This is a genomic window from Trinickia soli (assembly GCF_002879855.1).
Classification (GTDB): Bacteria; Pseudomonadota; Gammaproteobacteria; order Burkholderiales; family Burkholderiaceae; genus Trinickia; species Trinickia soli.
Genome location: NZ_PNYB01000031.1, coordinates 41206 through 61769 on the forward strand (window position 1 = coordinate 41206; position 20564 = coordinate 61769).

At 61.8% G+C, this 20564-nt stretch carries 18 protein-coding genes and 1 pseudogene; 9 read left to right on the forward strand and 10 right to left on the reverse strand.

Translation table 11 applies throughout. The features are described from left to right. Window positions 1-53: 53 nt before the first annotated feature. Together C0Z19_RS24875 and C0Z19_RS24880 are read left to right on the forward strand one after the other, a co-directional pair. The gene (locus tag C0Z19_RS24875; RefSeq protein WP_102612522.1) at window positions 54-260 is read left to right on the forward strand and encodes a hypothetical protein; all 207 of its coding nucleotides are present in this window, start codon (window positions 54-56) and stop codon (window positions 258-260) included. Between the two features lie 85 nt (window positions 261-345). Further along, window positions 346-873 (forward strand): PRC-barrel domain-containing protein, encoded by a 528-nt coding sequence (locus C0Z19_RS24880; RefSeq protein ID WP_102612499.1) that lies wholly within the window; start codon window positions 346-348, stop codon window positions 871-873. Window positions 874-937: 64 nt separating this feature from the next. Here C0Z19_RS24880 and C0Z19_RS24885 read toward each other — a convergent pair whose 3' ends face one another. From C0Z19_RS24885 to C0Z19_RS24910, 6 genes are all read right to left on the reverse strand, one after another. Further along, window positions 938-2290: a c-type cytochrome gene (locus C0Z19_RS24885; RefSeq protein ID WP_102612500.1), complete on the reverse strand. Its 1353-nt coding sequence runs from the start codon at window positions 2288-2290 to the stop codon at window positions 938-940. Window positions 2291-2389: 99 nt separating this feature from the next. Beyond that, window positions 2390-2806, reverse strand: coding sequence for a hypothetical protein (locus C0Z19_RS24890; RefSeq protein WP_102612501.1), 417 nt, complete (start codon window positions 2804-2806; stop codon window positions 2390-2392). Window position 2807: 1 nt separating this feature from the next. Then, on the reverse strand, window positions 2808-3425 hold the full coding sequence (locus tag C0Z19_RS24895) for a cytochrome c oxidase subunit 3 (RefSeq protein WP_102612502.1): 618 nt from the start codon (window positions 3423-3425) through the stop codon (window positions 2808-2810). A gap of 1 nt (window position 3426) precedes the next feature. After that, the gene (gene ctaD, locus C0Z19_RS24900; RefSeq protein ID WP_102612503.1) at window positions 3427-5436 is read right to left on the reverse strand and encodes a cytochrome c oxidase subunit I; all 2010 of its coding nucleotides are present in this window, start codon (window positions 5434-5436) and stop codon (window positions 3427-3429) included. Between the two features lie 10 nt (window positions 5437-5446). Next, on the reverse strand, window positions 5447-6409 hold the full coding sequence (gene coxB, locus C0Z19_RS24905; protein WP_102612504.1) for a cytochrome c oxidase subunit II: 963 nt from the start codon (window positions 6407-6409) through the stop codon (window positions 5447-5449). Window positions 6410-6421: 12 nt separating this feature from the next. Then, entirely contained in the window at window positions 6422-6709 is a 288-nt protein-coding gene (locus C0Z19_RS24910) for a hypothetical protein (RefSeq protein ID WP_102612505.1), read from the reverse strand. Between the two features lie 209 nt (window positions 6710-6918). Between C0Z19_RS24910 and C0Z19_RS24915 the strand changes: the two genes are divergently transcribed. The 6 genes from C0Z19_RS24915 to C0Z19_RS24940 all read left to right on the forward strand — a co-directional run bounded on the left by C0Z19_RS24915 (window position 6919) and on the right by C0Z19_RS24940 (window position 13263). After that, the gene (locus C0Z19_RS24915; RefSeq protein WP_102612523.1) at window positions 6919-8061 is read left to right on the forward strand and encodes an enolase C-terminal domain-like protein; all 1143 of its coding nucleotides are present in this window, start codon (window positions 6919-6921) and stop codon (window positions 8059-8061) included. A 28-nt stretch (window positions 8062-8089) separates the two neighbouring features. Continuing rightward, window positions 8090-9088, forward strand: coding sequence for a hypothetical protein (locus C0Z19_RS24920; protein ID WP_102612506.1), 999 nt, complete (start codon window positions 8090-8092; stop codon window positions 9086-9088). A 38-nt stretch (window positions 9089-9126) separates the two neighbouring features. Further along, window positions 9127-9804 (forward strand): gluconate 2-dehydrogenase subunit 3 family protein, encoded by a 678-nt coding sequence (locus tag C0Z19_RS24925; protein ID WP_102612524.1) that lies wholly within the window; start codon window positions 9127-9129, stop codon window positions 9802-9804. After that, window positions 9794-11437, forward strand: coding sequence for a GMC family oxidoreductase (locus tag C0Z19_RS24930; protein WP_102612507.1), 1644 nt, complete (start codon window positions 9794-9796; stop codon window positions 11435-11437). The genes C0Z19_RS24925 and C0Z19_RS24930 overlap by 11 nt, the downstream gene beginning before the upstream one ends. A 78-nt stretch (window positions 11438-11515) precedes the next feature. Continuing rightward, window positions 11516-12088, forward strand: coding sequence for a DUF3005 domain-containing protein (locus tag C0Z19_RS24935; protein ID WP_102612508.1), 573 nt, complete (start codon window positions 11516-11518; stop codon window positions 12086-12088). Window positions 12089-12234: 146 nt separating this feature from the next. Further along, a complete protein-coding gene (locus C0Z19_RS24940; RefSeq protein ID WP_102612525.1) occupies window positions 12235-13263 on the forward strand; it encodes an SDR family oxidoreductase in 1029 nt (342 codons plus the stop codon). A 47-nt stretch (window positions 13264-13310) separates the two neighbouring features. Here the strand turns inward: C0Z19_RS24940 and C0Z19_RS24945 are convergent, their stop codons facing one another. The 4 genes from C0Z19_RS24945 to C0Z19_RS24960 form a co-directional block, all read right to left on the reverse strand. Beyond that, a complete protein-coding gene (locus C0Z19_RS24945; RefSeq protein WP_102612509.1) occupies window positions 13311-15476 on the reverse strand; it encodes a hypothetical protein in 2166 nt (721 codons plus the stop codon). A 47-nt stretch (window positions 15477-15523) separates the two neighbouring features. After that, window positions 15524-16939: a phage tail protein gene (locus C0Z19_RS24950; RefSeq protein WP_102612510.1), complete on the reverse strand. Its 1416-nt coding sequence runs from the start codon at window positions 16937-16939 to the stop codon at window positions 15524-15526. Continuing rightward, window positions 16936-17691 (reverse strand): hypothetical protein, encoded by a 756-nt coding sequence (locus C0Z19_RS24955; protein ID WP_102612511.1) that lies wholly within the window; start codon window positions 17689-17691, stop codon window positions 16936-16938. The genes C0Z19_RS24950 and C0Z19_RS24955 overlap by 4 nt, the downstream gene beginning before the upstream one ends. A 106-nt stretch (window positions 17692-17797) precedes the next feature. Then, window positions 17798-19552, reverse strand: a complete 1755-nt coding sequence (locus C0Z19_RS24960) for a hypothetical protein (protein ID WP_102612512.1) — start codon at window positions 19550-19552, stop codon at window positions 17798-17800. A 575-nt stretch (window positions 19553-20127) separates the two neighbouring features. Here C0Z19_RS24960 and C0Z19_RS24965 point away from each other — a divergent pair. Next, a pseudogene (locus tag C0Z19_RS24965) lies at window positions 20128-20564 on the forward strand (hypothetical protein); the annotation flags it as partial.

Genomic DNA, 20564 nt, shown 5'->3' on the forward strand with positions numbered 1-20564 from the left:
ACGCCTTATGCGTGCCTTCACCATTGCGAAAGCGTTTTCGAAAGGAGACTGTCATGAACATCCACAGCGGCAAATCGCAGGATGAACGCGTTGCCGCCCGCAAGCGGCAGAAGCAGCCGTCGCTCGAACAGCCCGGCGGCGCAATGGCCGTCGAAGGCACCGAGGCCGACTCTACCCATAGCTGCGGCGAGTTGTCGGAAGCCGGCAAGCGCGCTTGGCGAACGGGAACGGGCATGGACGGCGGCGGCAAGTGTCGCTGACCTCGCGCCGGTCGCCGGAGCCAGCGCGGTTGGTTTGCGCCGGCTTCGTCGCATCGACGCATCACCGCACGAACAGGAGAAAGTTATGCGTCCTCACAGCACTTCCACCACCCCAGGCGCCGCGCAAGGCGCGCGTATCGTCGGCGAAGGCAACGAGTCTTCGTCCGGGCCGGGGCCCGACGTCATGGCCGCCAGCACGCTCGACGGCGATAAGATTTTGAGCACGGACGGCGAAGAAGTCGGCAAGGTCAAGGAAATCATGCTCGACGTTCAGGCGGGCCGCATCGCTTACGTCGTGATGTCCTGCGGCGGCTTTCTCGGTATCGGCGACAAACTGCTCGCCATCCCTTGGAACGCGCTGACCCTCGATACGACACGCAAATGCTTCCTCGTTTCGCTGTCGTCCGAGCGGATCAAGAACGCACCGGGCTTCGATAAGCAGCAATGGCCGTCGATGGCCGACGCGACCTGGGCGACCTCGGTCCACCAGTACTACGGGCGTGAGCCCTATTGGCGCGGCCTCGGCGCAGATGACGAGTACGAGGCCGATTACGACGTCGCGCGCGACGATTTGGACCCGGACGCACCCGAAGCGGGTGGCGTGAAATTGTAGGTTCGATCGTCTGCGCCGCCGGTCGTTCGCACGGCCGCCGCGTCGCGGCGGGCCGTGGGATCGTTCAGCGGCGCAACGTCCTTCTCATTTGCTGGACCTCGCGCGGCGCGACCGGTTGCGCTTCGTTGCCCCACGCGTTGCGAACGAAGCTCAGGACGCGCGCAATTTCCGTATCGTTGAGCTTCTGCGCGAACGACGGCATGCGGTGCGGCTGCGGGCCGCCGATCGTCTCGGGGCTGCGGCTTCCCTCCAGCAGCAGGCGGATCAGCGACGTCGCATGCGGCGCGACGACAATCGGGTTGCCCGCGAGCTGCGGATACTTATCCGGCTCGCCCCGGCCATTCGCGTGATGGCAGCGCGCGCAAAACGCGTTGTAGAGGCCTGCACCCGGATACTCGACCGCGCCGGTGCGCAACAGTTGTACCGTGCCGGCGTTGCGCGCGGGGTCCGTATCGACATGCCCGCTCTTTTCTCGCGGCGGCAGCGTCTTCAAGTAAGTGGCTATGGCATGCAGATCGTCATCGGTCATGTATTGGCCGCTGTCTTCGATCACTTCGACCATGCTGCCGAACGCAGCCAGGCCCCCACCGTGCCCATGCTTCAGAAACGCGGTGATGTCGTCGGCCGAAAAGCGGCCCAGACCCGAATCGGGATCGCCGGTCAGGTTCGGTGCGAACCAATGGTCGTTCGTGCCGCCCGTCAGATAAAGACGATCGCCGTCGTTGTAGCCGCGCTCCTGATAACCCGGGCCGCGTGGCGTGTGGCACGCGCCGCAGTGGCCGAGGGCCTGCACGATATAGGCCCCGCGATTCCACTGCGCGCTGCGGTCCGCGCGCGGATCGAACCGCTCGTGGGGCGCGAACAGCTCGTCCCATGCGACAAGCGCCCAACGCTGGTTGAACGGAAACGGAAGCTTCGTCTCAGGTGCAGGCTTCGGCACGGGTGTGACGCCGTGCATGAAGTACGCGTAGAGCGCATGCATGTCGTCGTCGCTGATCTTTGAAAACGAAGGGAACGGCATCGCAGGATAAAGACGCTTGCCCCCCGGTGCGACGCCGTCTCGCACGGCGCGAACGAAATCGTCATAGGTGTAGCGGCCGATGCCGGCCGCAGGGTCGGGCGTGATGTTGCTCGTCCAGATCGTGCCGAACGGCGAACCCATCGGCAAGCCACCGGCGAACGGGGGCGAAGGCTTCGGCGGCGTGCCCGTTGGCGCGTTCGTGTGGCAGCCGGCGCAATCTGCAAGTTTGGCGAGGTATGCACCACGCGCGATGAGGGCAGTATCGGCGGAGTTCGTTGCAGCCACCCCGGTCGCCACATTCGGCGTATTCGGCGTATTGCCGCGAGCGGCCTCGTCCGCACGCCCCGGAGCAATCACCGCGAGCAGCAAAACCGCGCACAAGCATGCGGCCGCCATCGCCGATGCGCGTCGAGCGAATCGTCTTTGCAGCAATCGTCTAACACCGCTCCGGCCGATCAACGTAACCCCCTTCGTCATCGATGCGCCCGCGTCAGCTCACATGCAGGCCTTGACGAGCGCCGTCGCCACATCGGTCGCCACGAGGGCAAACAGAAACAACACGCTCGCCATCAGGCCCAACCGCGCCACAAACGCTTCACCCTCGACCTTCTTATCGATCGTCTCGGGCGTCTGACTGCGCCGCGCTTGCGTGAGGCGGCGCCAGTTGCGCCACGCGAGCCATGTGCCGAACATGCCGATGGCCAACATCAACCCGCTCATGCCTACCACGCCCCATCTAACGGCCGGCGCCAGCGGAACGCGCAGCGGGACATCGTGCGGAAAGCAGGCTCGCGCGATCAGCGCCTCGCCGGCGCAAATCTGCAGCACCCACGCGGCAGGCGTCGCCAGCACGCCGATCGTCAAGATCAACGTTGAAACGGGCTCGCCACTCAAGGCACGATTCGCTTGCATTTCACTTCAACCAATAGGGCGTCAGGTAAAGCGTCGTGAAGATGAACAGCCAGACGACATCGACGAAGTGCCAATACAAGCTGCCGATCGTCAGCGCGGCATGGCGCCTTTCATCGAAATAGCCGAGCGTGGTCCACCAGCCAAGCAGCACAAGCACGCAAAGGCCCACGAGCACGTGTGCCAAATGAAAGCCCGTGATCGTGAAATAGAGCGAACCGTATAAGTGGGATGTCGGCCCGTAGGGATGGTCGTGCCATTCATGCAACTGGATGCCGACGAACGCAATGCCGAGCACGACGGCCACCGCCATCATCGCCACGGCCCAGCGCTTGCGCCGACTGCGCACGAATCGCTCACACAGCCATGCGAAGACACTGCTCGATATGAGAATGGCCGTGTTGACGGACGAAAGGCCGAGCTTCGGCAACCCTTCGGGCGGCCAATGCACCGTTTGCTGCACGGCCAGGTACAGGTAGGAAAAGATCAGATAGCCGAACAGCGCTGCCTCGGTCGCGATCAGCATCACGCAGCCGAGCATGCCGCTCGCGCGCTCGCCGGCGCTGCCGACCGGTAACGCGTTCGCCGGATGAAGCTGGACCGCTTGCGCATCGTCACTCATCTCACCGCTCCTCCACCGGCATGGGCTCGCGCTGCACAAGTTCGCGCCGCGGCCATAGCCAGACGACGATCGACACGCCGCATGCCAACGACATCGCGAGCGCCGCCCCCCACCAGCGCAGCGCAAGCGCGGCAAAGAACAAAGCGGCGAACAGGCCCAACATGAAGGGCGCATACGAATCCTCGGGCATTTTCAATATCACGTACGGTTTGCCGCCGAGCGCGGTGGTGCCCAGCGCCTCGCGCCCTTGCCCGAGCAAATAGCCCTCGTCGAGATGCGAACGCGCGCGGGGCGGCTTCTCGGCCTCCTCTTCCATGCGGGCCTCCCAAAGCGGATGCCGGCTCGCGACGATCGGCAGGACTGCGAAGTTGTAGGGCGGCGGCGGCGACGGGACCGACCATTCGAGCGAAGGTGCGTCCCATGGGTTCGGGCCGGCCAGCGGCCCGCGCTTCAGGCTGTAGATGAGGTCGACGAGAAACACGAGAATGCCGAACGCGAAAACGAACGAGCCGATCGACGTCAACATATTGACCGTGTTCCAGCCCATATCGGGCGAGTACGTATAGATGCGGCGCGGCATGCCGAGCAGCCCCGCAATATGCATCGGAAAAAACCCGAGGTTGAAGCCGACGAACATGAGCCAGAACGCGATGCGTCCAAGCCGTTCGCTCATCATGCGGCCCGTGAATTTCGGAAACCAGAAGTAGGTACCGCCGACGACGGGAAACACGTTGATGCCGATCAGCACGTAATGCAGGTGGGCGACGACGAAATAGGTGTCGGTCAGTTGCCAATCGAGCGGCACGGCTGCCGTCATGACGCCCGATACGCCGCCGATGACGAACAGCAGCACGAACCCCGCGAAAAAGAGAAACGGCGTTTTGAAGACAGGACGCCCGAGCCAGATCGTCGAGATCCATGCGAAGGTCGCAACCGCGCTCGGGATCGAAATGATCATGCTGGCCGATCCGAAGAACGCAAGCGCAAGCGGCGGGATGCCCGTCGCAAACATGTGGTGGATCCAAACGACGAAGCCGATCACCATGGTCGCAACCGTCGAAATGGCGACGGGCCCGTAGCCGACGAGCGGCCTTCTGCAAAAAACCGGAAGTGCGTCGGAGACGATGCCCATGGCCGGCAACACCACGACATAGACCCAGGGGTGCGCGAACATCCAGAACAAGTGCTGCCAGAGCAGCGCGCGTCCGCCTCCGCCCGTCACGTCAAAGAAATGCATGCCGATTCGCCGATCGAGCCACAACATGAAGAACGCCAGGCTCACCGAAGGCACGGCAAACAGATTCCCGACCGAGGCCGTCAACGTGCCCCAGACCAATACGGGAATGCGATCGATCGACATGCCCGGGGCGCGCATCCGCAGCAACGTGGCGACGAAGTTTGCGGCGCCAACCGACGTCGAGATGCCGAGCAGCACCATGCCGAGGGCGTAGACGTCGATGTTCGGTCCCACGTCGTAGGTGAGACTCGACAGCGGCACATAGTTGAACCAGCCTGCATCGGCACCCTGCCCTAACGGAAAGCTCGCATAGAGGAAGAGGCCGGCAAAGAGAAACACCCAATACGACAATGCGTTCAGGCGCGGAAACGCCATGTCGCGCCCGCCGAGCACGAGCGGCCATAGGTAGTTCGAGAACCCCGACAGCACGGGCAATGCATAGAGAAAGATCATCGTCACGCCGTGCATCGTGAACAGTTGATCGTATTGCTCCGGCGTCAGGATGCCCGCATTGGGGCGTGCGAGCTGCACCCGCATGATCAACGCTTCGATGCCGCCGATCAGCAGGAAGATGAATGCGGTCACGAGATAGCGCAGGCCAATCGTCTTGTGATCGACTGTCGAGAGCCAGCCGCGCCACCCGGGGCGCGCCTCCCATAGGTCGTGCAACCGCGCCTTGCCGGCCTCATCGATCGTGCCGCGTTGCAGCGGGCGCGATAGACGGACGGTGCCGGGCGGGTCACCGGGCAAGGCGGAGATAGGCGTCTCTGACATCGTTCATCGCTCACTGCAAAGTGGACAGGTACGCCGACAACGCGGACGCATCGGAAGCGGACAACGCTATCGACGGCATCAACGAATCGGGTTTGATGCGCTGCGCGTGCTCGATCCAGTCGAGCTGGTGTTCGGGCGTGTTCGTCAATTGCCCCGCCGCGATCAAACGGCGCGAAGCGAGATGCGTGAGATCCGGGGCCTGCATGCCGTTGGCCGAGCTGCCACGCACGGCATGACACCCGGCGCAGCGTTCATCGAAGATTTTCTGGCCCGCGCGCGCATCGGCGGTAGCGGCAGTCGAAGCGCTACGTCGTTGCGATTCGCGCCATGCGTCGAATTCGGCCTGCGGCTGCGCCACGACTTCGAAGGCCATATGCGCGTGCTGCGCCCCGCAAAACTGGGAGCACTGCCCCCGATACACGCCGGGCTCGTCGGCTTCGATCCATTGCTCGTTCGTTTGCCCCGGGATCATCTCGGTCTTGCCTGCGAGTTTCGGCACCCAGAATGTATGGATGACATCGGCGCTGCGAAGCTCGACGCGCACGGGTACGCCTACCGGAATGTGAATTTCGTTGGCCGTGACGAATGTGCGCGAAGGGTCGGCCGCGTCGGGATAGGCGACCTTCCACCACCAATCGTATGAGGTCACTTCAATCGTCAACGGCGGCTCACGCGAAGGCGAGGCCACCGAGTCAAGTGTGATCATCGCGTAGATGAGCGCTCCGAACAGCGCGATCGACGAGATGCCCGTGCCGATCGCCAACCATCGCAACCCGCCGGCATCAGGCGGCAACCTTTCGGCCGCACCGGCCGGGGGCGCTTGGCGACGCCTCGCAATCGCGACCACCAGCAGCACCGCGATGACGATCATCACGGCCGACACGAGCGCCATCAGCGCCCAGCCCAGTCGATAAGTCGGCGCCGCGGCCGGGCCGGCCGCGTGCGTCAAATATTGAAGCGGTGCGGCGCTCATCGCCCGATGCGGTCAACCGGCGATGCCGCTCAAGCCGTTGTCGCTGTCTCCGGTCGGATTCTTCGCTTTGCCTTTCGAACCCGAGCCAGGCGTATCGTCGCTGCCAGGCGTATCGTCGCTACCGCCACCGTCCTCGCTGGCACCGCCTTCTCCCGGCTTCGGCGACTGCTTCGGATCGATACGCGTCGCACCGCCCACGGCGGGCGGGTCGCTGGCCGGAAACGACTCGTCTCCACCGTGGTCGATGCGTTCTTCCTCATGATTCTTTTGGCTCGCTTTCTTGCCGCTTGCGTTTGACATGACACGCCCTCCACGACGCTTGGAAACCAACGCTACGACGCAAATGACATGCCCGCTTGTTCGGAGGCGGCGGCAGGAACGCGGCATAACGCTTGCTGCGTCGCCGAGAGCGGCAGCATTTCCGCTGCGAAGCCGCATTCCCTGCGCATCGCATCGACATTGATTGGCACTCCACGATGAAGTCCGTCTCCACCGATAGTTCGCGCGCTATGCAGACGCAACACGCCGGCCCCGAAAACGCTGCAGATGACGCCCGCACCGCAACGCCGATCCGCGCGGTGCGCGCGCACGCCTACAAAATTCCAACCGATGCACCGGAAGCGGACGGCACATTCGAATGGACTTCGACCACGCTCGTTGTCGTTGAAATCGAAGCGGGCGGATGCACAGGCCTGGGTTATACCTATACCGACGCGTGCGCCGTGACGCTGATCGAAGACACGCTCGCCAACGAATTGCTTCATCAGCACGCCGGAAGTACCCGCTCGTTGAGTGAGCGCCTGTGGCGCCGCGTGCGCAACATCGGGCGCGCCGGACTTTGCGCCACCGCGATATCGGCGCTCGACTTCGCACTGTGGGACCTGAACGCGCGCTTATTGAACCTACCACTCGTCCGCTTGCTCGGCGGGCCACTACGCGAGCACGTGCAAGTCTACGGCAGCGGCGGATTCACGAGCTACGACGACACCAGGTTACGCGAGCAACTGGCACACTGGGTCAAGGTCGACGGTTGCACTGCCGTGAAGATGAAAATCGGCGCCGAGCCCTCGCGCGATCCCGGCCGCGTGAAAGCGGCGCGCGATGCGATCGGCGCTGACGCCGCGCTGTTCGTCGATGCGAACGGCGCATTGACCGTCAACGGTGCGCTGCAAGCGGCGAACCATTTCGCCGAATACGGCGTCGCCTGGTTCGAGGAACCCGTTTCGTCGGATGATCTCGCAGGCATGCGACGCGTGCGCGATGGCGCGCCGGCGCAGATGGATATCGCCGCCGGCGAATACGCCTACACGTGCGACGATTTTCGTCGAATGCTCGAAGCGCAGGCCGTCGATGTACTGCAAGCCGATGCGACGCGCTGTGGGGGCGTCACGGGCTTCATGCAGGCAGCACAACTATGCGACGCGTGGCACATCCCGCTCTCGGCGCATTGTGCGCCCGCATTGCATTGCCATTTGGCCGCTGCGGCTCCGCGCTTGCGGCATATCGAATGGTTTCACGATCACGTCCGCATCGAATCGATGTTGTTCGACGGCGCGCCGCGCGTCGCGCACGGCACGATCGCGCCCGATCTCTCGCGACCGGGCTGCGGGCTCGAATTCAAACGGGCCGATGCCGCGCCTTTCGCAGTATGAACGGCAGTATGCAAGGAGACATGCGCTCATGAATCGCACGGCCGACGGAATCGTCGCTGCCATCGGCGTCGCCGCGGGCGCGCTGGCAGCCGCGACGATTGTTAAAGCCACCCAATCGCAGGATAGACAACGCCGGCCCGGCATCGCCGATACGTTGGGAACGGCGCGCCTTGTCGTCGCCCCGGCATTGCAGGCGACGCGCATGGGCAAGAAGGTGGATGCACACATCCATGCCGCCCGCGCATTCAATCGCAGTTCCGCGTTGCTCGCCTGGTCGGCATTGGCGGACTCGGCTATCGAACATTACCGTGGCTCGTTCGAGAATCGCGCGATGTTTGCGCCGCTCATCGTCGGCACCCTTTCATTGGCGGCGGGGATTCACGGCGGCGCCGATGATATGGGCAGCCGACACCCGCTGCGCAATGCGATCTATCTGGCGGCTGCCGGCGTCGGCGTGGCCGGCACAGGGTTTCATCTGTATAACGTGACGAAGCGGCCGGGACGATTCAGCTGGCACAACCTGTTTTACGGCGCGCCGCTGGGAGCGCCTGCCGCGTTACTGCTATCGGGCGCGCTCGGCGCCGTCGGCGAGCGGTTGCGCGACGAACCCGCACATGACCCACGGCTGTTCGGCATGCCAGCCGGAAAAGCGCTCGCATGGGTCGCGGCTGCCGGCATGATCGGCACCGTAGGCGAAGTTGCACTACTGCATTTTCGCGGCGCCTTTCACAACCGCGTGATGTATGCACCCGTGACGATCCCGCCGATCGCAGCGGCCCTGCTGGCACGCGCGGCGCTCGCACCGCCGCGAGCGAACAGGTGGACGCGCTTTTGGCTCCGCGTCACGGCCGCACTCGGCGCGATCGGCGTCGGCTTCCATATCCGCGGCGTGGCGCGCAATCAGGGCGGCTGGCGCAACTGGTCGCAAAACGTCCTGAACGGGCCGCCGCTGCCTGCCCCACCCGGCTTTACCGCATTGGCGACGGCGGGCCTCGCCGCCTTGCGTTTGAGGGAGACCGAACGTTGAGCATCGACCACCGACCACGCTATCCGGGCTACGACGTCATGCATAAGCGCGACACGCCGTCATGGGACGACGTGACGCGAGAAGTCATCGACGAGCGCCTCGCGCAGCCCAATCTCCCGCGTTTTTGCAACGACGCGCAGTGGCGTACGTTAAGCGCGCTCTGTTCGCTCATCGTCCCTCGTTCGCATCGGGCGACGGATGAAGCGTCTGCGCAAGACAGTACGGCAAAACGCGAACGTGAAAGCGATCGTTTCGTCGCGCCTACCGTGCCCGTCGCCGCACTCGTCGATATGAAGCTGTTTCACGACGGCCGCGACGGCTATCGCGATGCACGGCTGCCGCCCCTTCGCGATGCATGGCGTATCGGTCTGGCCGCTCTCGATGCGGAAAGCCGACAGGCATACGGCGCGGCATTCGCGGATATCGACGAAAGCCATCAGCGCGAACTCGTCACGCGCATGCAACGAGGCGAGCTTAAAGACAGCGCATGGGAAGGGATGGCAGCGAATGTCTTCTTCAGCTTGCGTGTGCTACACGACATCGCGAGCGCCTATTACGCCCACCCGCAAGCGTGGAACGAAATCGGCTTCGGCGGCCCCGCGAATCCGCGCGGCTATGTGCGGATGCAGGCGAATCGCCGCGATCCATGGGAGGCCTCCGAAGCGAAGCCGGGACGTGAAGCGCGTGCGCTCGAGGAGAATCGTCGTGCGCGATGACGCTTTGCACACGCCGCGCGGCAAAGACGGGCGCGCACCCGACGTATTCACCGTAGGCGGCTGGGTGCCGATGCAGGAATATCCGCAGGACGACCCGGTCGACTTCGCGATCGTCGGTACCGGTGCGGGGGGCGGCACGCTCGCTTGCCGCCTCGCCGAGCAAGGCTTTCGCGTGGTCGCATTCGATGCGGGCGCATGGTGGCGGCCGCTCGAAGAATTCGCTTCCGACGAGACGCATCAAGCCAAGCTGTACTGGACCGATGAGCGCATTTGCGACGGCGAACAGCCGCTCAAGCTCGGCAGCAACAATAGCGGCAAAGCGGTGGGCGGCAGCACGGTCCACTTCGCCATGGTGTCGCTGCGCTTTCGCCCCGAATGGTTCAAAGCGCGCACACTGCTCGGCTACGGCGCCGACTGGCCGATCGACTGGCGCGAGATGTGGCGTTATTACGCCTATGTCGAAGATGCGTTGAAAATCTCCGGGCCCGTCAATTATCCGTGGGGGCCGCATCGGCCCCGCTATCCGTACCGCGCCCACGAGCTCAATGCTGCGGCACTCGTACTCGCGCGCGGTTGCGATGCGCTCGGCATCCCTTGGTGCCCCACGCCGCTCGCGACCGTGTCGGCGCCGCGTGGCAAGTCCCATCCGTGCGTCTATCGTGGCTTCTGCGTGACGGGATGCGCGACGAATGCGAAGCAAAGCGCGCTGGTGACCTGGATTCCACGCGCCGTGAAGGCTGGCGCGGAGATACGCGACTTGTCGATGGTCGGGCGCGTGGTCCTTGACGAACACGACCGCGCCCATGGCGTCGAATATTTCCGCGAAGGACGGTGGCAATTTCAACGCGCACGCAACGTCGTCGTCGCGGGTTATGCGATCGAGACGCCGCGCCTGTTGTTGATGTCGGCGACGCCGCGCTTTCCGAACGGCCTCGCGAATCGTTCAGGGCTGGTCGGCAAGAACCTGATGGTGCAGTCGAATCAAGCCGTCTGGGGCCTGATGGACGAAGAGATTCGCTGGTACAAGGGACCACCTTCGCTCGCGATGACCGAGCACTGGAACTATACGGATAAGGGTAAGGACTTCTTCGGCGGTTATTGCTACATGAGCCAGGGACCGCTACCGAATGCGTGGGCCGCCGTGCAAACGGGACGCGGCTTGTGGGGCGAGGCGCTGCACAGCGAAATGGAGAAGTACAACCACCAGGCGGGGCTGAAGATCGTCGGCGAAACGTTGCCGCAGGAGATGAATCGCGTCACGCTTGCCGACGAGAAAGACGCCTACGGATTGCCGATCGCACGCGTCACGCATTCTCTTTGCGACAGCGACACACGGCTCGTCAAGCATGCGCTCGATTTCATGACGACGGCCATCGAAGCAGCCGGGGCAAAAGAAGTCTGGCGGCAGGAAGACGATACCTGTCACTTGAACGGCACGGCCCGCATGGGCGACGACCCGGACACGAGCGTGGTCAACGCCGATTGCCGCAGCTGGGACATTCCCAATCTTTGGATCTGCGACGGCTCGGTGTTTCCGACCGTCGGCGGGGTCAATCCCTCACTGACCATTCAGGCGATCGCATGCCGCACGGCCGACCGCATTGCGGCGCTGCGCTCGCGCGGGGAATTGTGATTCGTCGACTCGCCCGCCCGGGCACGCTGGTTGCGCGAAACGACAAAGGAACGTCCATGTCATGGAGGACAAGCTATCGTGGAAAACGCGCAAAACAATCCGACGCAGAGTCAGCAAAACGAAATCGCCGCGAAGAGCCCTGCGAAAACGCCTGCTGCCGGCGATATGCCCGACGCGGAGACGCAGGCCCGCGAATTCGGCAACAACAAGCGTGCGACGTCGGCGCAATCCGTTGCAGCCAAAGACCCCGCTCCGTTGCCATCGATCGAGCACGGGACCAGGGACGCCGACAGCCCGGACCCCGTCGCACGCGCGAACGCGCGGATCGTATCGGTGGACAATGCGGGCATGGCCGCTTCGGACGACACAGTGGACACGGACGGCAAAGGGCTCGAGGCGCGACGCGACGCGTCGATATGGCAGGACAACGTGATCAATTCCAATGCGTCCCTCGAAAACAACATCCCGGTGCGTGCGCAGGGGTTGGTCGATTTCGATAGCCGCCCGGGCGGCAACGTGCCGATCATCACAACACGCGACGGTTGGCGCGTCGCGTATCACGGGACGGTCGATGTCAAGCGGCGTAACGGCTCGCGCGCCGAGCAGGTGTTCACCCTGGAGCGGACAGGGAAGGGGTACACGCACGGGTAGCGGGGCAAAGGGGTAGCCCTCCCGCCGCGGCGCCGGTGAAGCCCAGCCGGGTCGCTTTGATGTCGGCATGCGATATGCAAGCAATGAACGCACCGGTGTGCGATCGCCTGGCGCATCGACAACAAAACCGCCTCCCGGAGACTGTCATGGCTCGCTTACCTCACCTTCCCCATATCGTCGTCATCACCGGTGCGAGTGCCGGTGTCGGTCGCGCGGCGGCGCTCGCTTTTGCCGAGCAGGGCTCGGACGTCGCATTGATTGCGCGCGACGCAGAAGCCTTGGAAGAAGTCGCGCAAGCCGCACGCGGCCACGGCGTGCGCGCGTTGACGATTCCGATGGACATGACCGCCGCGGATGCCGTCGAAGCGGCGGCAGAGCGTGTGGAGAGAGAACTCGGCCCGATCGACGTATGGGTCAACAACGCTATGGTGACGATGTTTTCGCCTGTCAGCGAGATGAAGCCCGTTGAGTTCGCGCGTATCACGGACGTGACATACCTGGGCTACGTCTGGGGCACCATGGCTGCGCTAAAACGAATGCGTGAGCGCGACCGGGGTGTCATTGTGCAAGTGGGCTCCGCCCTTGCCTATCGTGCCATTCCGTTGCAATCGGCCTATTGCGGCGCCAAGCATGCGATTCGAGGATTCACCGACGCACTGCGCTGCGAACTCATGCATGACAAAAGCGGCGTGCGGGTGACGATGGTGCAGATGCCTGCGCTCAATACACCGCAGTTCGATTGGGCGCTGAGTCGTATGCCCGGTGCGCCGCGCCCGGTCGCGCCGGTCTACGAGCCGGAAGTCGCTGCGCGCGCAATCGTTTGGTCGGCGCAGCACCCGCGGCGGGAACTGCATGTCGGGCTCTCGTCGATCGCAGCCATCGTCGCCAATAAGATCGCGCCGGGATGCCTGGATCGTTATCTTGCGAAGCGTGCGTTCGGCGCTCAGCAACGCAAAAGCGCGACCGATCCCGAGCACTCCGTCGATCTATGGCATTCGGTTCCGGGGTTGCACAGCGTGCGCGGCTCCTTCAGCAACGAGGCCAAATCGACATGCGCCTCACTATGGATCGATACGCATCGTGGCGCCGCGGTCGGGGCGGCGATGGTTGTAGGGTGGTTGGGCTTGGTCGCGTTCCTCTCGCGACGGGGCGGCACGGGGCGCGGGACACGCTGACATCGGGCGCGATCGGCATCGAAAGAAGGTGCCGGAATGCGAGTAGCTCAGCGCGGTTCATCGCCGTTTGTCGAAAAGAAGAAGTACCTCCATGCAGGGCTGCCACCTTGCTGGATGTATTCGGGAAAAGAAGCTTTCAGCATGACCCTCTCCGCAGACGTATCGGTGAAAAAGGCATCAGCGACGTCACGTCCCTGCTCGTCGACATAGGTGCTCACCGTCATCGTGTTGCCCGAGCTCGATTGGACATACGGTTTATCCGTGTCGAATTTCGCCGCCCACGCTCCGTCCAGTTCGAACGTCACCAGCGTGTGGCCCATCGGCTTGCCGCCGTAGGTGACCACTACCTGCGCGTGGTTCTCGGACTTGCCGTCCGCCGGTACGCCGTCGAGCGTGAGCGAACTCAGCGCGATGGCGTATGGCCAAGACGGTGAACGGAACGTGAAGTCGACGGAACGCCCTTCCACTTTCGGATGATCGGGAAGCGATGCCTGGAGCGTTGTCGTCCCTGACCAAGGCGCGGTGAAGTAGGCGTAGGCGACGTCCTGCCTACCGTCGTTATGGGTCTTCACGTAGAGCGTCGAGCCGGTGGACCCGGGCAGTACGTCCGCTCCGCGCATATCGAAGGCACCCTCTCCCTGCAATTCGAATTTCACCGTTTGCGGACCCGGAAGTCCGGAACCGTTGCAACTGACGATGGCTTGGGCCATGTTCTCGGAGATGCCGTCGGCCGGGACACCATCGGGTGTCATCGAACTCAATCCGAGGAAGTAGGTGCGAGGCGCCGTAAACTCGAATCCCTGCGTTTGCGGCTGCGTTTGCGGCTGGCCATCCAGGCAAGCGGTTAGCGTCACCGCCTCCGCCACGTTATCGGCGAAACAGGCTTCAGCAATGTCCTCCTGAGCGTCGTTATCGAAATGCGTTTTTACATAGAGGACAGTGGAGCTGGAATTGGGTTGAACGTAACCTGCCGGCTTGGTTGTATCGAAGCGCGCCGACGTTCCGCTATCGAATTCGAACCTGACGATCTGCGGTTGTGTGAGCCGTCCGCCGTTTTCCGTGACGACGGCTTGCCCTGCATTCTCGGAATTTCCGTCGGCCGGTTGGTTGTCAGTCAGCGAGCTCAGCCCAAGGTGATAGGTCTCATTTGTCGCAAACGTGAAATCCAGCGTTTTGGGCTTCACTTCGGGATGGTTATAGAGAAAGGCCCTGACCTCCACCTTTTCGGCCTGGGTATCGGAGAAACAGGCATCGGCGATGTCCTGGCCTTTTTCACTGTGCGTCGTGACATAGAGCGTCCGGCTATCGGACAGGGACTGCACCACGTTCGGCTTCGTGATGTCGAAGCTGGCAGCGCCGCTCATGAATTCGAATTTGGCGATCTGCGGCTCTGTGAGCGCGCCGCCGTTTTGCGTGACGACGGCGCGCGCCGCGTCCTCGGCATTTCCGTCGGCAGGCTGGCCGTCTGTCAGAGCGTTCAGCGCAATCTCGTAGGTCTGACTCGCAATGAACCTGAAATCCAGCGTTTGCGGCGTGAGCGCCGTGTCACCAACGAGCGAAGCTTCGACCGTGACCGTTTCCCCCACTTCGTCGGTCAACCAGGCGTCGGCGATGTCATGACCGCTCGACGCGTCGAAATGCGTCTTCACCTGGAGAACCGTGTCGGTTGAGCCCGGTTGAACGTCGGGCCTGCTCACGTCGAACCTGGCCGACGCCCCGTTCTCGAATTGGAATTGCACAACCTGCGCCGCTTGCAGCGCCCCGCCGTTGTGGGTGACTACGGCTCGACCCTGGTCCTCTGACGTTCCGTCGGCCGGCTCACCGTCCTTGATCGAGAGCAGCACGAGGTTGTAGCCCGTCGAACCCGTGAACGCATAGGGCGCCTTGCTGCTGACACTCGGGTCGTTCTGCATCGTAGCGAGCATCTCGCCCGAGTCGGTATTCGTATCGGCGAATGTCAGCGTTGCGAGGCCGAATGAATCTGTCGTCGCGATCTTCTTCTGCGATCCATCCTCGAATACCGCCGACCCGCTGATGATTTCAAACACGATGGGTTCGCCAGGCTCGAGCCATTCGCCGAATGCAAGCTTCGCGCACGCCTGGTTCGTCATCACGCCGTCCTTGACGCCGTCGATACGAAGCCAAAGATTGTAGTAGGCTGCGTCGGCCTCGCCGGCCGGCGCCAAAGGAAGCGACTCTTGCGGCTTTGTCATGATTGATCCGTGAGTTGGCGTTGTCGATCACCGGTCAACATCGATGGCTAAACGGAAGGAAACGAAATGAATTCCACCGGATACTGAAGTGGGAGCATCTGTGCCTGCCCCGTGACTGAAAAGGCGACCTGTACTTTCTCCGCGCACTTGTCGACAATCTGCGCAGACCCACTGCCGTCGTCGTTCAAATAAACGACGCGCGTTTTCGGTGTCTCCAAATCGGCGCCGACGATCGTCGCTTGACTGTTCGTGTCGACGATCGTGACCGTCACGGTCTGATCGACGAAAGCGTCCATTACCTGGAAATAGATTGTGCAGGCCGTCACGCCATCGCTCGGCACGTAGGTCGTATAGGCGTATTTCTCGATGCCTGCGGCAGCACTGCCGTCCAGATAGTCGCCGAAGGTCGCGGGCACGCTCGGCATGCCTGCAACCTTGTTGGCGTAAACGGTGATGATGCTTACGCGCCGATCGCCTGAAGATACGGTGAAGCTCGCAAGGCCGAAACTATCGAGTCGCGTTTTATAGGTCGTTGGATCACCCGGGTCCGCTTCGACAATCTGGCCCGCGGTCACCGAGATCGTCACATCCAGCCCCGGCTCGCCGAAGACGGTGCCGCAATTGCAGGGGTAAAGGTCTGTCGGCTGTATGGACGCCTTCGGGGCGCCTACGGTGGAGGTCACCTGCAGCGAGGCGATGTCGGACCAGGAAGTGACAACGTTGGTTTTGAGCGAAGTATGTTTCGCGCCCTGGCGCAGCACCTCGTAATACGCCGCGCCGGATCCGAGATCACCGACCGCACGGATATCGAGCAGAGGGATTTTGTCGGCGATATAACCCTTGTCGTAATCGGCCTTCGCGACAGTCATCGGTGATTGCGTCTTATACGCCGCTTTGGGGAGCACATTGCCCCACTTATCCAAGCCTTGCCAGTAAAACGTGACTTGATCGCCTGGCTGAAGGCCGTAATTCGTACGAACGTGTGCCCCGTCTACCGTTGCTATCGTCGAGTAATACAACACACCGTCCGAAGCTTCAGGAAACGTTGGTCCGGGATACCCGACCGCGGTTGATCCCTGAATCGCGACGGGGGTAGCAGATGAAGTGGCGACATCGTTCACCAGGTTCCACTTCTGGTATGTCGCTTTGTAAGTTCCGTTCGGAATCTTGGCCGGGTCGACTTTCGCGTCCCATGAGGACGCGTGGGGGTCGCCGACAACGACCGCAATTTCAGACGTGACGATGACCCCGGACTCTGAATCCATCAAATACGCCCATATCGTATCGCCCGGCGTCGGATGCCAAAGACCTATCTGACCATTGGGAATCCGAATAAGGACAAATTCACCCGGTGACAGCGCTGCGACATCGATGACCCCCGCCTGGTTGGCTTGCGGAAGCGACGGTGCGTTCAGTGAGAACGACTCATCCAACGCCGCTCGCTGCGTCTGCATGTGCGTCATGCTGCACTCACCTGCACCTTCGGAGGATCGACAAAACTCACCTGGAATGGGGCAAGCGCCTCTGTGCCTGGCGAGTTCGGAAGCGAAACGTTGACGTTGACGGTTTCCGCCGTTTTATCGACGATCATGATGACCGCTGTGCCATCCTCTTCCAACTCCACGTCGCGCTGTTGGCTTCCGCCAGAGGCAACGATGGTCGCACTACCGTCAACGCTGACTCTGACGACCTTCCACTTGTCGCTATCCGCTTTTACATACACGCAGCATGGCGCGACGCCATCCGCAGCCGCACCCGTCGTGAAGTTGTATCCGACGAGATGCTTGTTCGGATGGTTGTAGGGGTTCGCATCGGTGTACTTTTGAAATGACGGGTTCCCCGTCGCAGTGGGTCCGCCGCTGGGGTCTTTCGCTGTGACCACGATAGCGAACAGCTTCGATACGTCGGGGGGAGCCAATGAGTACGGAGCACGAACCAGAAACGCGACACCCCCGCCGTTATTGTCGAACGTGGTTTTGTAGGGGCCCGTGCCGTAAGACGTTCCGTCGCCGTCATATAGGTTACCGGGCGGCGGCACAATCAACTCACCACCCGTAAGGTCGCAGTACACCGTATCGCCCGGGGGCCCATAGACATTGACCCAGCAGCAAGGCTTGATCGAATTGTCGTCGATGTAGTACGCCGCCAGCGTTGTGGCGACCACTGTTACAGAGGCAGGCGCTTGCCCCGCGGGATCGCGGTTGTCGCTGTCCATTGATACGCTCTCGATATGACCGTGTGTGAAGCATTCAAGAGGCATCCGCAGACCCATGCCCGCGGATGCCGTCACTCGCACGAAGCGCGCGCCAGCATGCGCGCGGCTAACTCATATTCGCCGTGTTGATATTGACGTTAAGCGCACGGGAATTTATCAGGACGCGCGAGCCCTTTGGCTGAACTGTATAGACGAAATAGCAGATACTTGTCGGGTACGAGCCACCGTCCTTCGAATCCCAACCTTTGAAGCCCTCCACAGGGAAGGTCAGCGTTACTAACGGCGGAAGAGCGGGGGGAGAGCCCGTCAATGCAAGTGTTACCGAGGCCGTCGCATTGATAACAGCCGATTGCGGTATGTCGCCGCCTGCTGCCCAGCCCTTCAACACCGCGGTCGCGGTCAATACGTCACCGACTTTCGGCGTCCACCCGTTGCTGGCTTGCTGAAGATCGACATCGATGGCTACCCCATAGGCGGTAATCCAGGTCTTGTTGATCGTGCCTTGTGTGTGTGCTGTGGGGCTGAGCACGGGGGCCGTCAGTACGCCAGGCGTCGGCTCACCTTCCAACTGTGTACTTATGCCGTAAAATCCGTTAATGCTGCTCGGACGCAGATCATTGGAACCGACGTTAACGGCAACAAAAAGGACCTGATTAAGCTTTCCCGGAACCGCAACGTTATCGCTGTAATAAAAAGCGCTTTTTGGCACGTGGATATTCCACTGCCAATTGTCGGTGTAAGGAGAGCCGGGCACCGTATAAGGGCCTGCACACAGCGCTCCGTTGATGACCAAATAGATTTGATCGCCTGCTTTCTCACCGGGAAAATTCGTGATCGTGACTTTGACGGTTGTGCCGTCGTCGTTGTAGTTGTCGTCATCGTCGTCATCGTCGTCGTCGAGATCTAACGTGTATGTTCCGTCGGGCTGGCGCGTTACATTCATGACCGTCGGCGAACGGGGGTACGCCGTGTCGGTGGCATCCACAACGAGGAAGCTCATTGGAGCGGGCGTAAAATCCGTCATATCGTAGCGAGGTACGACACTCCCCACGACTGAACCACTTTGCGCCTCGGCAACCAGATAGAGATCCGCGACGCCCTCGCTATTCGTCTCCATGCGGATGAAATAGCCGCCCTGCTGGTCATCCTTGACGAGCAATCCGCCTATGGGTTCAACCTGCAACCTATCTGGATACTCCGCCGTCTTCGACGTATACGTGTTCATCAGGTTGTCGAAAAGGCCGATCGTCTTCGCGCCCGACTCGTGCCATTCGACTACATAGTCAGAGAGTTTGGTTGGCGGGACTGTGGTGTTGTCAACGACCGTGCATGAGAGGTGCGTGGTGTACTTCCCGCCTTCGTCATTCGGAGCGAACTGGTCACCTTGATTGGGCTCACTAGCGAGCGGCACGGGAACCAGCATCTTGTCCGGGCCCGAGAGGGTCACGGTTGGGTCGTAGTTCAAAACCTGGTAAGTGACTCCTGCTGCATCTGTCGGTGGCGTGATGGTGCCCCACATTCCACTGGCCTTCGCATACACGTTTATCGTGCCCGATAGGTCTTCGGGATCGTGGCGAATGCCAAGGCGCGCAGTGCCCTTCGTGGGATCGGCTTCATTGATTGATATCGGCACGTTTTGCCAATCAGGTTCACCATAAAGCTTAACGAAGCCGCTGCTGTGCAGCGAGTTGCCCTTGGTAAAATCGATCGTCGCGCCCTTGGGAATATTGTTTCCCACAGCCATCTGGATGGTCGCGACGATATACCGTCCCTGGTGTTGATAAATATTCGTGTTATCGCCCGGGCTCAGCGTGATGGTACTCCCGCCGCCAGGCAGAGCCGTGTTGTGACCGTAGGACATGACAATTACCCTCCATGATTTGGGGGACTTGCACTTCGGGGAATAGATTAAGCACGCCTGACCGCACACTGGCTGCGGCGTTTGTTCATACGCTCTGCGATTCGTATGTTCCCGATCCCTCAATGCAGTGTCAACGCAGCATTCGAGAATTTTCCCGGGGCGATCGAATTGACGAGATTTACAGCAAATTTTAAAATTCCGGCAAAATCTCAATATATAAAACTTTCCTCGCAAATGTCGACGCAGCCCCCTCCGACGCAGGTTCCAAACCTTGCTAAGATCCATTAAGCCTTTGCTTCGCAAAATGGATGGCCGAAGGTTTTTCCACACTACCGGAAAGACGGGAAAGATCCGCTTCCAGAAAGTGGCGCGCCATGGAGCGGCTTCTCATCGATCGATGAAATCGAATGTTCAAACATCAGGATCAATTGAGGACATTTTCCAAATATTGAGCAAACACGCCCCGATTTCAATTGCCTGAAGGCGCCACTCAAATCATGATGATTCCACAAAAGAGAAGGTCTCAAAGAAAGGGACGCCAGGACGCCGCAAATCGGGAAAGCGATAGCCAGGTCGTGCGTCACGAACAATTCGTGCACGTAAAGCCGATCGATTCAGGCGACATCCCATTGTCGGGAATCGTACCGACACATCGCTTGCGCCGCTCCGTCGTGCTGCTCTCGATGGCAGGCACGATCACCGCCGCGAGCGTTTCGCCCTGTGCCGCCCAGGTCATCCTGAATCCCGGAAGCGGCGCGGGCGCACAGGCTGCATCGGGCAACGGCGGAAGCGGCGGCAGCAATAACGGAGGGGGTGCAGGCGGCAGCGTCGGCGCCAGCGCAGGCCAGGTGGGAACGCTCGCGCAGGGCGGCAACGGCGCCGGCGCGACGTCGTGCGACACGAAGCCTTACCTTGCGGGCTGTGGCGGCAAGACCGGCCTGACAAACACACCGATCAGCGGCAACGCGCAGGGGGGAGACGCCGTCGCCGCCCTGCGCGAGCGTTCCCGCCT